A 12113-nucleotide genomic window follows, 5' to 3' on the forward strand; every position below is an offset into this window, starting at 1 on the left:
GTCAGCGCAGCGAGGCCGGCACGTCCATCGCCGAACACACGGCACGCCACACGTCCTTGGCCTCCCAGCCCGCGTCCAGCGCCTGGTGGACGGTCCGCCCGCCCAGCTCGGTCATGACGTGGTCCCGCGCGAAGGAGTCGGCGTAGCCCGCACCGAAGTGCTCGGCCATCCGCTCCCAGAAAATCGTCAACCGCATGCCCCCAGTATCCCGCCCCGGGAGAGTGCACCGGCCTCGTTCGCCCCTCCCGGCCGCACCGCCGCGTCCTACGTTGCACGCATGCCCGGAGACGAAGCTTCCTCGCAGACGTCGCAGACCCCACGGCCCGCGCAGGCCACCCAGGCCGCCCACGCCGCCCAGCCCCCACAGTCCACGCGGAGCCCGGAGAGCCCGCAGGGCCCGCTGGCCCGCGCCGAGCAGTTCATCTGGCTCACGGCCCGTGTGCTGGAGCAGCGGCGGTTCGCGTTCCACTTCCTCGGCGGGGACGCCGACCCGGTGGACACCGCCCTCGGTTCGTACCTCAACGGCGACGGCGGCTACGGTCACGCCCTCGATCCGGATCTGCGCGGTCCGCTCAGCCAGCCCCTGCACACCGCGCACGCGCTGCGCGTGCTGGACAGCCTGGGCCGCTGCGCCGGGCAGCGCATCGAGCGGCTCTGCCGCCACCTGACCGGGGTCTCCACCCCGGACGGCGCGCTTCCGGTGGTCTCCCCGGCCCCGCGGGCCTACCCGGCGGCCCCGTACCACCGGACGTACGACACCCCGCCGGGCGAGCTGCTGACCACGGGCCCGGTCGTCGGCCTGCTGCACCGCAACCGGGTCTGGCACGCCTGGCTCTTCCGGGCCACCGACTTCTGCTGGGACCGGGTCGAGAACCTGCGCCACTCGCATCCGTACGAGGTCCAGAGCGCGGTGGCCTTCCTCGACGGCGTCCCGGACCGGGCGCGCGCCGCGGCGGCCGCGGACCGGCTGGGCCGGCTGGTGCGCGAGCAGCGGCTCGTGGTGCTGGACCCGCGGCGGCGGCCGGAGTACCCGCCGGCCCCGGGCTACGCGCCGGGCGAGCAGCTGTTCCCGCACGACTTCGCGCGGCGGCCCGAGTCGCTGGCCCGCGGCTGGTTCACGGACGAGGAGATGCGGCGCTCGCTGGACTTCCTGACCGCCGCCCAGCAGGGGGACGGCGGCTGGCCGGTCCGCCGCGAGGCCTGGGCGCCGGGGAGCTCGCTGGAGCGGCGGCCGATCGCCACGCTGGAGGCCCTGCTGACCCTGCGGGCGTACGGGCGCCTGTCGGACGGGATCAGCCGCCCAGGGCCCGTACCCCCGCGGTGACGAGGACGGCGGCCGCGACCACGACCAGGAACGGGGCCCGCAGCAGCAGTGCCAGGCCGGCGGCGGCGAGCCCGGCGGCGCGGGCGTCGACGACGAGGGCGGATCCGGTGCTGAAGGTCTGCTGGGCGGTGAGCGCGGCGAGCAGCGCGACGGGCAGCAGGGCGGCCAGCCGGCGCACCGTCGGCCGTTCCAGGGCCCCGGCGGGGACGAGCAGCCCGGCGAGCTTGACGGCGTAGCAGCCGACGACGGTGATGGCGATGGCGATCCAGACGTTCACGGCCGGCGTCCCTTCATCCACAGCACGACGGGGGCGGCCAGGGCCGCGATCAGCACGGGCACCCCGGCGGGCAGCACCGGCAGGAAGCCGAGCCCGAGCACGAGCGCGAGGGCGGCGACGGCCCGCTCGGTGGCGGTCTTCAGCATCGGCGCGAGCAGGGCCAGGAAGACGGCGGGCCCTGCGGCGTCCAGCCCCCACGCCCGGGTGTCCCCGATGGCCTCGGCGCCGAGCGCGCCGAGCAGGGTGGTCAGGTTCCACAGCGCGTACAGGGTGAGCCCGGTGACGGTGAAGCCGAGCCGGGCGGACTTGCGGTCGGGCTGGGCCAGCGCCACGGCGGTGGTCTCGTCGATCACCCAGTGCGCGGCGAAGGGCCGTACGGCACGGGGCAGCGCGAGCAGCTGCGACAGCCGCAGCCCGTAGAAGGCGTTGCGGGTCCCGAGGAAGAAGGCCCCGGCGGCGGCGGTGAACGGGTTCCCGCCCGCGGCGAGCGCTCCGACCAGGGCGAACTGCGAGGCGCCGGTGAAGACGAGCAGGCTCAGCACGCAGGCCTGGAGGGTGCTGATGCCGGCTCCGGCGGCCGTCACCCCGAAGGCGAACCCCGACAGCCCGACGGCCACCCCGACCCCGAGCGCGTCCCGGATGACGGCGGCCCGCGGCCGCTCGTCGGGCACGGCCGTCTCTCGTATCTCTGGCTCTGTGACCAGCTGCTTCTCTCCCACACCCCGAAAAGTACGCGGAGCCCGCCGTGTGGGTCTTGTACGTTCTTGCGCGCACCCGTCTGCCCCGTTCGAACCCGGCTCGGCAGGCGTCGGGGGCTATCCGGCCCGTCCCCGCCGGTACGCGCCCGGCGGGACGCCCACGATGCGGGTGAAGTGCCGGTTCAGGTGCGGCTGGTCGGTGAAGCCGACGGTGACGGCCGCCTCCGCCGGCGGGGTGCCCGTGTCGAGCAGCCGGCGGGCCCGGCGGACCCGGGCGTCGGTCAGCCAGGTGTGCGGCGGCATCCCGTACTGCTCGCGGAAGGCCCGCAGCAGTGCGAAGGGGCTGGTCCCGAGGTCCGCCGCCAGCTGCTCCAGCGACGGCGGGTCGGCCATCCGCTCCGCCAGCACCGCCCGGGCCCGTTGGGCGTCGGCGGCGCCCGCGCGCCGTACCGTACGGGCCGGCAGCGGGCCCGCGTGCCGGGTCAGCATCCGCGCCACGACTCCCCGCAGCAGGGTGTCGGCGGCGAGCGCGTTGCCGGCCTCGGCGGCCCGGTGCACCTCGGTGATGGTCCGCGAGCCGTGCGGGTCGGTGACCACGTCGGCCGTGAAACCGGGGGTGCCGCGCAGGGTGCCGATCTCGTCGGCGACCTCGGTGATCAGCTCGCGGGAGGGGTAGAGGGTGGCGTAGGCCCAGCCCTCGGGCACCCCGGCGCGCGCGGTGTGCGGCACCTCGGGGTTGATCAGGACCACGCTGCCCGGTCCGGCGCGCACGACGTGGCCGGGCAGGCCGACCTCCTCGATGCCGCCGGTGACGGCCGCGATGACGTACCCGTCGTGCGCGTGGCGCGGGAAGGTGTGGCGGACGTAGTGGGCGCGCAGCAGGTCCAGCCCGGGCAGCTCCGCGTACTGCCAGTGCCGCGCCCACTCCCGGCCGCCCTCTTCCGTCCCCATCCCCCCATTCTGCGCTCCGGCGGCGACGCACGTTTCCCCAGGTCCGGGCCGTTGTCAGTGGCCGGGTGCACGATGGGGGCATGGCAGGCGCTGCGCTCGACTCGTTCTCCCCCGCGACCCGCTCGTGGTTCACGGGGGCCTTCCGTACGCCCACCGCCGCACAGGAGGGTGCCTGGCGGGCGATCGGGGAGGGCTCGGACGTGCTGGTCGTGGCTCCGACCGGCTCCGGCAAGACGCTGGCGGCGTTCCTCGCCGCCCTCGACCGGCTCGCCTCGACACCGCCGCCCGCGGAGTCGAAGAAGCGCTGCCGCGTGCTGTACGTGTCGCCCCTGAAGGCCCTGGCCGTCGACGTGGAGCGCAATCTGCGCAGTCCGCTGACCGGGATCCGGCAGGAGTCCGTCCGGCTCGGCCTGCCCGAGCCGGACATCCGGGTGGGGATCCGCTCCGGTGACACCCCGCCCGCGGAGCGGCGGGCGCTGGCCACCCGCCCGCCGGACATCCTGATCACCACCCCCGAGTCGCTGTTCCTGATGCTGACCTCGGCGGCCCGGGACGCCCTCACCGGGATCGAGACGGTGATCCTGGACGAGGTGCACGCGGTCGCCGGGACCAAGCGCGGCGCCCACCTCGCCCTCTCCCTGGAGCGGCTCGACGAGCTGCTGCCGCGTCCGGCGCGCCGGATCGGGCTGTCGGCGACGGTCCGGCCGGTGGACGAGGTGGCCCGCTACCTCGCGCCGCGCGGCAAGGTGGAGATCGTCCAGCCGCCCTCCGCCAAGGAGTTCGACCTGTCGGTGGTCGTCCCGGTGCAGGACATGGGCGAGCTGGGCGGCTCGCCCGCGACGGAGGGAAAGGAGGGCGGGGACAAGCCGTCGATCTGGCCGCATGTGGAGGAGCGGATCGCGGACCTGGTGCAGGCCCACCGCTCGACGATCGTGTTCGCCAACTCCCGCCGCCTCGCCGAGCGGCTGTGCAACCGGCTCAACGAGATCGCGTACGAGCGCGCCATGGGCGAGAAGCTGCCGGACGGCAAACCGCCGGCCGAGATCATGGCCCAGTCGGGCGCCGCCCTGGGCGCCCCGCCCCTGCTGGCGCGCGCGCACCACGGCTCGGTCTCCAAAGAGCAGCGGGCGATCGTGGAGGAGGACCTGAAGGCGGGCCGGCTGCCCGCGGTGGTCGCCACCTCCAGCCTGGAGCTGGGCATCGACATGGGTGCGGTGGACCTGGTGGTGCAGGTGGAGTCACCGCCGTCGGTGGCGTCCGGGCTCCAGCGGGTGGGCCGGGCCGGCCACCAGGTGGGCGCGGTCTCCACCGGGGTGGTCTTCCCCAAGTACCGCGGCGACCTGGTGCAGGCGGCCGTGGTCACCGAGCGGATGCGCACGGGCGCGATCGAGTCCCTCCGCGTCCCTTCCAACCCCCTCGACGTCCTGGCGCAGCAGCTGGTCGCGATGGTCGCGATGGACACCTGGCAGCTGGACGACCTCCTCGCCCTGGTCCGGCGGGCGGCGCCGTTCGCCGCGCTGCCGGAGTCGGCGTTCACGGCGGTGCTGGACATGCTGGCGGGCCGCTATCCGTCGGACGCGTTCGCCGAGCTGAGGCCGCGCGTGGTCTGGGACCGGGTAGCGGGGACGATCACCGGCCGTCCGGGGGCCCAGCGCCTCGCGGTGACCTCCGGCGGCACCATCCCGGACCGCGGTCTCTTCGGCGTCTTCCTGGCCGGCTCGGACCCGAAGAAGGGCGGCGGCCGGGTCGGCGAGCTCGACGAGGAGATGGTCTACGAGTCCCGCGTCGGGGACGTCTTCACCCTGGGCACCACCTCGTGGCGGATCGAGGACATCACCCGCGACCGCGTCCTGGTCACCCCGGCCCCCGGGGTGCCGGGCCGGCTGCCGTTCTGGAAGGGCGACCAGCTCGGCCGCCCGCTGGAGCTGGGCCGCGCGGTCGGCGCGTTCCTGCGCGAGCTCGGCGGCCTCACCGACGAGGACGCCCGGCTGCGGCTGCTGGCGGCCGGCCTGGACGCCTGGGCCGCGGAGAACGTGCTGGCCTACCTCGCCGAACAGCGCGAGGCCTGCGGTCACGTCCCGGACGACCGGACCATCGTGGTGGAGCGCTTCCGCGACGAGCTGGGTGACTGGCGGGTCGTGGTCCACTCCCCCTTCGGCGCCCAGGTGCACGCCCCGTGGGCGCTGGCGCTGGGCGCCCGCCTCGCCGAGAAGTACGGCATGGACGCGCAAGTGATGCACGCCGACGACGGCATCGTGCTGCGCCTCCCGGACGCGGACCTGCTGTCCATGGACCTGCTGGACCACGATCCCGCGGCTCCGCAGCCCTTCGAGTTCGACGACGAACAGGCCCCGTTGGGCGCGGCCGACGTCGCCTTCGACCACGGCGACATCAACCAGATCGTCACCGACCAGGTCGGCGGATCCGCGCTGTTCGCCTCCCGCTTCCGCGAGTGCGCGGCCCGCGCCCTGCTGCTGCCGCGGCGCAGCCCGGGCAAGCGCACCCCGCTGTGGCAGCAGCGCCAGCGCGCCTCCCAGCTGCTCCAGGTGGCCTCGGAGTTCGGTTCCTTCCCGATCGTGCTGGAGGCCGTACGCGAATGCCTCCAGGACGTCTTCGACGTGCCGGGCCTGACCGAGCTGATGGGCGACATCGAGGCGCGCCGCGTGCGCCTGGTGGAGGTCACCACCCCGGAGCCCTCCCCCTTCGCCCGTTCCCTCCTCTTCGGGTACGTCGCCCAGTTCCTCTACGAGGGTGACTCGCCGCTCGCCGAGCGCAGGGCGGCCGCGCTGTCGCTGGACTCCCGGCTGCTGGCCGAGCTGCTCGGCCAGGCGGAGCTGCGCGAGCTCCTCGACGCGCAGGTGCTGGAGGAGCTGGAGCGGGAACTCCAGTGGCTCACCGAGGACCGGCGGGCCAAGGATCCCGAGTCGGTGGCCGATCTACTGCGTCTGCTGGGGCCGCTGACGCAGGACCAGCTGACCGAGCGCGGGGCGGATCCGGCCTGGGCGCAGGAGCTCGCCGCGGCCCGCCGTGCCATCCGGGTCCGGATCGGCGGGGCGGACCACTGGGCGGCGATCGAGGACGCGGGCCGGCTGCGGGACGCGCTGGGCACGGCGCTGCCCGTCGGCGTCCCGGAGGCGTTCACCGAGCCGGTCAAGGATCCCCTGGGTGACCTGCTGGCCCGGTACGCCCGGACCCACGGGCCGTTCACCACGGCCGCCGTCGCCGCCCGCTTCGGTCTGGGCACGGCGGTGACCGAGGGCGCCCTGCACCGGCTCGCCGCGGCCGGCAGGGTGGTCCAGGGCGAGTTCCATCCGGCGGGGATCGGCCAGGAATGGTGCGACGCTACGGTGCTGCGCAGGCTCCGCCGCCGCTCCCTCGCCGCGCTCCGCCAGGAGCTGGAGCCCGTACCGCCGACCTCGCTGGCCACGTTCCTGCCCCAGTGGCAGCACCTCGGCGGAGCCCTGCGCGGCCTCGACGGGCTGGCCAGGGCGGTCGAGCAGCTCCAGGGCGCCCCGGTGCCGGCCTCGGCGCTGGAGCGCCTGATCCTCCCGTCCCGGGTGGCGGGCTACTCCCCCGGCCTCCTGGACGAGCTGACCACTGCGGGGGAGGTGGTCTGGGCGGGCGCCGGAGCCCTCCCGGGCAAGGACGGCTGGATCTCCCTCTACCTGGCGGACGCGGCCCCGATGCTCCTGCCGCCGCCGCACCCGCTGGATCCGAGCCCGCTCCACCAGGCGGTCCTGGCCGCCCTGACCGGCGGGTACGGCCTGTTCTTCCGCCAGATCGCGCAGGCGATCCGCGCCGACTTCCCCGAGGTGTCCGACCTCGCCCTCTCCGAGGCGGTGTGGGACCTGGCCTGGTCGGGCCGGCTCACCAACGACACCCTGGCCCCGCTGCGCTCGCTGCTGGGCTCGGGCCGCACGGCGGGCTCCACGGCGCACCGGGCCCGGCGCACGGTCCCCCGCGGCCGGTACGGCACGCTCAGCGCGACCGTGTCCCGTACCGGCCCGCCCACCGTCTCCGGGCGCTGGTCGCTGCTGCCGTCCCAGGCCCCCGACCCGACCCACCGGGCCCACGCCCTGGCCCGCACCCTCCTGGACCGGCACGGCGTGGTCACCCGGGGCGCGGTGGCCGCGGAGGGCGTCGAAGGGGGCTTCAGCGCGGTCTACCGCATCCTCTCGGCCTTCGAAGACAGCGGTCAGGCCCGTCGGGGCTATGTGGTCGAGGGGCTGGGCGCGGCGCAGTTCGCGATGGACGGCGCGGTGGACCGCCTCCGGGCCGCCGAGCGGACCCCGCCCCCGCTGGCGGCGGTGGTCCTGGCGGCCGCCGACCCGGCGAACGCGTACGGCGCGGCCCTGCCCTGGCCCGAGCCCCCGGCCGGGGCCACCCACAAACCGGGCCGCAAGGCGGGCTCCCTGGTCGTCCTGGTGGACGGGGAGCTCACCCTGTACCTGGAGCGCGGCGGCAAGACCCTGCTGGCCTGGCCCCCGCCGGAGGACCCCCGTCTCTCGGCCGCCACGGCGGCCCTGGCCGCGGCCTCCCGCGCGGGCACCCTCCCGGCCCTGACGGTGGAACGCATCAACGCCGCCGCCGCGCTGACCTCTCCCCTGGGCCGGGACCTGGAGGCGGCCGGCTTCCATGCCACTCCGAGGGGTTTGCGCTTGCGTTCCTGACGAATGCAAATCGGCACCGACTGTTCCACTCACGTCCTGGACATGTCACAGAACCGTTGTGGCCCGCCTCCCGGGCTGGCACAGGCGCTTACTCATCCCTTATCAAGATGATCACAGGCATTGCATTGGCGATGCACAGTCATGGGGGAGTAGAAGAGTGAGCACCATCAGCATGCGTACCACCACCCTCGGCGCGGTCGTTCTGGCGGTCGCCGGCACCCTGGCCCTGACCGGCTGCAAGAACGGCAACGAGGAACTGGCCCCCGTGCAGCCGAGCGGCTCCGCCTCGGCCGGCGCCCCGTCCTCCTCGCCCGGCGGCCCGTCCGAAGCGGTCAGCCCCAGCGCCACCGCCCCCACCACGGGCGGCAGCGAGGCCCCCGCCGGGGCGAACGGCACGGCGAAGTCCGGCCAGACCTTCAAGATCGGCGAGGCCGCGGAGGTCCCGTTCAGCTACGGAAGCAACAAGGGCGGCCAGATCGCCCTCACGGTCACCGCGATCGAGCAGGGCAACCCCGCCGACCTGGACGCGCTCAAGCTCGGCGACAAGGTGAAGGGGATGATCCCGTACTACATCCGCTACTCGGTCAAGAACACCGGCACCACGGACCTGTCGTTCTCGTCCGTGACCCAGGTCAAGGGCCTGCTCGGGGACGGCACCGAGGCGCAGCGCGTGTCGATCATAGGCAAGTTCGAGAAGTGCCCGAACGAGTCGCTGCCGAAGGGCTTCGTCAACGGCCAGACGCAGACCAGCTGCGCGGTGGCCCTCGCCCCGTCGGCGCAGACGAAGGTCTCCGCCGCCGAATACTGGGGCAACCCGTACGGCTACCCGAACAAGGGTCTCGTCTGGAAGTGATGAGCGGCCCCTCCGGCCCCTCGGATCCTTCGGCCCCCGTCCGACCCTCCCGCCCCTCCCGCCCCTCCGCCCCCGCCTGATCCAAAGGGCCCCTGCGGTCGCACCTCGCCGCAGGGGCCCGCAGGGGCTCACCCAGGCCCCTGGGCGGGTGAGAATGGCCCCATGCCCGAAGGCGACAGCATCCGGCGCGCGGCGACCCGTCTCCACGCCGCCCTGGCAGGCCGCGAACTCACCCGCAGCGACCTCCGCGTCCCCCGCTTCGCCACCGCCGACCTCACCGGCCGCGTCACCCTCGACGTCACCCCCCGCGGCAAACACCTCCTCGCCCGCTTCGAGGGCGGCCTCACCCTGCACAGCCACCTCCGCATGGACGGCGCCTGGCACGTCTTCGCCACCGGCGAGAAATGGCGCGGCGGCCCCGTCCACGAGATCCGCGCCGTCCTCGGCACCGCCGGGCACACGGCCGTCGGCTACCGCCTCCCCGTCCTGGAGCTGATCCGCACCGCCGACGAGGACCGGGCCGTGGGCCACCTCGGCCCCGATCTCCTCGGCCCGGACTGGGATCCCGCGCGAGCCGCCGCCAACCTGCTCGCCGCCCCCGAGCGCCCCCTCGGCGAGGCCCTGCTCGACCAGCGCAACCTCGCCGGGATCGGCAACATCTACAAGGCCGAGCTGTGCTTCCTGGCCGGGGTCACCCCGTGGACACCGGTCGGCGCGCTCCCCGAGGCGACCCTGCCCCGCCTGGCCTCCGCCGCCCACCGGCTGCTGTCCGCGAACACCGGCGAGCGGCCGGGCCCGCGCAACACCACCGGCCTGCGCCGCCCGGGCCAGGACCTCTTCGTCTACGGCCGCGCCCACCGCCCGTGCCTGCGCTGCGGCACCCCCGTCCGCGAGGCCCCCCAGGACGACCGCCCCACCTACTGGTGCCCCCGCTGCCAGACGGGGCCCACGCCGTAGCCGGTGTCCAGGTGACAGGACGCACCGGTTGACGGTCCGTCAGATCCAGTCGTACCGTCCCGGCATGCCCACACCCACAGCCTCGTACGACCTCACCGGCCGCACCGCCCTGGTCACCGGCGCCGCCAGCGGCATCGGCCGCGCCACCGCCGCCCTCCTCGCCGAGGCGGGCGCACACGTCCACTGCGCGGACCGAGACGAGCAGGGCCTCGCCGAGACGGCCGCCCTCGTCACCAAGGCGGGCGGCGGCGCCACCGTCCATCCCCTCGACGTCACCGACCGGGCCGCACTCCGGGCAGCCGTGACCGCGGCGGGCCCGCTCGACATCACGGCCGCCATCGCCGGCGTCATGCACACCAGCAGCGTCCTGGAGACGACCGACGAGGACCTCGACCGGGTCCTGGACATCAATTTCAAGGGGGTGCTGCGCACCTGCCAGGAGGCCGCCCGCAGCATGATCGCGGCGGGCCGCCGCGGTTCCATCGTCACCATGGCCTCCGGGGCCGTGGACGCCGCCCAGCCCGGCCTGCTCTGCTACAGCGCCGCCAAGGCCGCCGTGGTCCAGCTGACCAAGACCCTCGCCACCGAGGCCGGCCCGCACGGCATACGCGTCAACGCCGTCGCTCCCGGCTGGATCCGCACCCCGATGACCGGCCGCCACAGCCCCGAGGTCCAGGAGCAGACCGAGGCGGCGATGGTCCGCATGTCCCCCCTGCGCCGGGTCGGCGAGCCCGAGGACATCGCCCAGGCGGTGCTCTACCTGGCCTCGGACGCCTCGTCCTTCATGACGGGTCAGATCCTTCGCCCGAACGGCGGAGTGTCGATGCCCTGGTAGACCCGGCACCGTCCGCACCGTCCGGATGGCCCGCATGGCCCTCATGGCCCTCATGGCCCGCACCGCCCCCATCGGCCGCACCACCCGGACCTCCGGCGCCGCCCGGACCCCCCACACCGTCCGCTCCCCCGGTGACCCCGCCGCGGACACCGCCACCCGCCGACCGCCGGGCCTTGCGCACCGGGCCCGGTACGCAGTGCACCGGCAGCAGACCCAGCCCCCAGCCGCCCACCGCCACCGCGCCCTCCACGGCCCCGGACTCCTCGGGCGCCAGCACCAGCCGCAGCACGGCCCACCACCACAGCACCCCCACCGTCAGCGCGAGCGCCAAGGCCGCAGGTATGCGCAGTAACCGCCGCACGGCTACCTCCCTGGGGGGTCCCCCAGACGGAGTCTGGGAGAGGGCCGGGACCCGGACTGCCCCATCCTCCCGCACCACCCCCGGCACCGCACCCAGAACGGCCGGGAGCCCCGGCCGGTGCTTCACGCACCGACCGGGGCTCCGGCCACGCTCAAACGCTCACGTGCTCGCTCACGCGGCTACGACATTCACCGCTTCCGCAGGCGCCTTGATGGTCACCCGCTCCGGTCCACCCGTGACCGAAGCCATGGAGACCGAATTGAGCATCGGGCGGACCGGCACGCTCACCGGTTCGCTTGCCGCGGCCGACTGTGCCAGCTCGGCCAGCGACAGTTCGTCACTGACTTCGCGCATCAGCTCGGACATCCGTACGTCCAACGCGTCGCAGATCGCGGAGAGCAGCTCGGAGGATGCCTCCTTCTGCCCCCGCTCCACCTCGGAGAGATAGCCGAGCGAAACTCGGGCCGACGAGGAGACTTCGCGCAGAGTACGGCCCTGGCGCTGGCGCTGCCGACGCAGCACGTCACCCAGCAGGCGACGGAGCAGAATCATCGGTGGCTCCCTCCTCTGACCGTGTAGCCGCATCCTTCACGCCCCACCGTACCGCCTCGCGCCGCGGCCGTGCGGGGAGCGATGTCGTGTTCACTCAGGGCTGCAAACATCAAATCCCCCCGTTCTGTTCCGTATCCTGCCTCCGCGCATTCTCACGGAGTTGGCCTGAGAGAAGCTCGAGCACTGTGCGTGCACTCTCCCTACGAATTTCCGCACGGGAGCCGTTCAACCTCAGCCGGACCGTTTTCCTGCCCCCCGGGCCGTCCGCCGCGACGAAAACGGTGCCCACCGGCTGCCCGTCCTGCGGTTCGGGGCCTGCCACCCCGGTGGTCGCAATTCCCCACGAAGCGCCCATCACCCGCCGCACACCGGCCGCCATCTCCGCCGCGACCTGCGCGTTCACCGCACCTTCGGCCGCGAGCAGTTCCGCGTCCACCCCGAGGACCCGGTGCTTGATCTCCGTGGCGTACGCCGTGACCGATCCACGGAAGGACCGCGAGGCGCCGGGGACCGCCGTGATTTCGGCGGCCACCATCCCGCCGGTCAGGGATTCCGCCACGGCGAGCGTCTGGTCACTCTCTGCGAGCAGCCGCAGCGCCTCCGCGGCGAGATCGAACACGTGGTCGATCGCTCCG

Annotated in this window: 12 protein-coding genes; 6 read left to right on the forward strand and 6 right to left on the reverse strand. The window is 74.3% G+C overall.

Going from position 1 to position 12113, the window contains the following annotated elements; genetic code table 11:
• Nucleotide 1: 1 nt before the first annotated feature.
• Entirely contained in the window at nucleotides 2-196 is a 195-nt protein-coding gene (locus AB0D29_RS19595) for a DUF3046 domain-containing protein (protein ID WP_030154244.1), read from the reverse strand.
• 81 nt (nucleotides 197-277) lie between these two features.
• On the opposite strand from AB0D29_RS19595, the gene AB0D29_RS19600 reads away from it, so the two are divergent.
• Complete coding sequence (locus AB0D29_RS19600) at nucleotides 278-1324, forward strand: hypothetical protein (RefSeq protein ID WP_362855655.1); 1047 nt, start codon at nucleotides 278-280, stop codon at nucleotides 1322-1324.
• On the opposite strand, the gene AB0D29_RS19605 is transcribed toward AB0D29_RS19600, so the two are convergent.
• The 3 genes from AB0D29_RS19605 to AB0D29_RS19615 form a co-directional block, all read right to left on the reverse strand.
• Nucleotides 1293-1601: an AzlD domain-containing protein gene (locus AB0D29_RS19605; protein WP_362855656.1), complete on the reverse strand. Its 309-nt coding sequence runs from the start codon at nucleotides 1599-1601 to the stop codon at nucleotides 1293-1295. The genes AB0D29_RS19600 and AB0D29_RS19605 overlap by 32 nt on opposite strands.
• Nucleotides 1598-2305: an AzlC family ABC transporter permease gene (locus AB0D29_RS19610; protein ID WP_362855688.1), complete on the reverse strand. Its 708-nt coding sequence runs from the start codon at nucleotides 2303-2305 to the stop codon at nucleotides 1598-1600. The genes AB0D29_RS19605 and AB0D29_RS19610 overlap by 4 nt, the downstream gene beginning before the upstream one ends.
• Nucleotides 2306-2416: 111 nt before the next feature.
• Nucleotides 2417-3250 carry an AraC family transcriptional regulator gene (locus AB0D29_RS19615; RefSeq protein WP_362855658.1) on the reverse strand — a complete coding sequence of 278 codons (834 nt, stop codon included), beginning with the start codon at nucleotides 3248-3250 and terminating at the stop codon, nucleotides 2417-2419.
• A gap of 80 nt (nucleotides 3251-3330) precedes the next feature.
• Here AB0D29_RS19615 and AB0D29_RS19620 point away from each other — a divergent pair, with 80 nt between their 5' ends.
• The 5 genes from AB0D29_RS19620 (at nucleotide 3331) to AB0D29_RS19640 (ending at nucleotide 10917) form a co-directional block, all read left to right on the forward strand.
• Complete coding sequence (locus AB0D29_RS19620) at nucleotides 3331-7920, forward strand: ATP-dependent helicase (RefSeq protein WP_362855659.1); 4590 nt, start codon at nucleotides 3331-3333, stop codon at nucleotides 7918-7920.
• A gap of 157 nt (nucleotides 7921-8077) precedes the next feature.
• The gene (locus AB0D29_RS19625; RefSeq protein ID WP_362855661.1) at nucleotides 8078-8773 is read left to right on the forward strand and encodes a hypothetical protein; all 696 of its coding nucleotides are present in this window, start codon (nucleotides 8078-8080) and stop codon (nucleotides 8771-8773) included.
• A 162-nt stretch (nucleotides 8774-8935) separates the two neighbouring features.
• The gene (locus AB0D29_RS19630; RefSeq protein WP_362855663.1) at nucleotides 8936-9730 is read left to right on the forward strand and encodes a DNA-formamidopyrimidine glycosylase family protein; all 795 of its coding nucleotides are present in this window, start codon (nucleotides 8936-8938) and stop codon (nucleotides 9728-9730) included.
• A 64-nt stretch (nucleotides 9731-9794) separates the two neighbouring features.
• Entirely contained in the window at nucleotides 9795-10565 is a 771-nt protein-coding gene (locus tag AB0D29_RS19635) for an SDR family NAD(P)-dependent oxidoreductase (RefSeq protein WP_362855664.1), read from the forward strand.
• Between the two features lie 34 nt (nucleotides 10566-10599).
• Nucleotides 10600-10917 (forward strand): hypothetical protein, encoded by a 318-nt coding sequence (locus AB0D29_RS19640; RefSeq protein WP_362855690.1) that lies wholly within the window; start codon nucleotides 10600-10602, stop codon nucleotides 10915-10917.
• 180 nt (nucleotides 10918-11097) lie between these two features.
• On the opposite strand, the gene AB0D29_RS19645 is transcribed toward AB0D29_RS19640, so the two are convergent.
• Both AB0D29_RS19645 and AB0D29_RS19650 read right to left on the reverse strand, forming a co-directional pair.
• Nucleotides 11098-11478 (reverse strand): helix-turn-helix transcriptional regulator, encoded by a 381-nt coding sequence (locus tag AB0D29_RS19645; RefSeq protein ID WP_030012484.1) that lies wholly within the window; start codon nucleotides 11476-11478, stop codon nucleotides 11098-11100.
• Between the two features lie 109 nt (nucleotides 11479-11587).
• Entirely contained in the window at nucleotides 11588-12097 is a 510-nt protein-coding gene (locus AB0D29_RS19650; protein ID WP_362855666.1) for a CinA family protein, read from the reverse strand.
• Nucleotides 12098-12113 lie beyond the last annotated feature (16 nt).

Origin of the sequence: Streptomyces sp. NPDC048424 (assembly GCF_040651555.1) — a bacterium.
Taxonomy (GTDB): Bacteria; Actinomycetota; Actinomycetes; order Streptomycetales; family Streptomycetaceae; genus Streptomyces.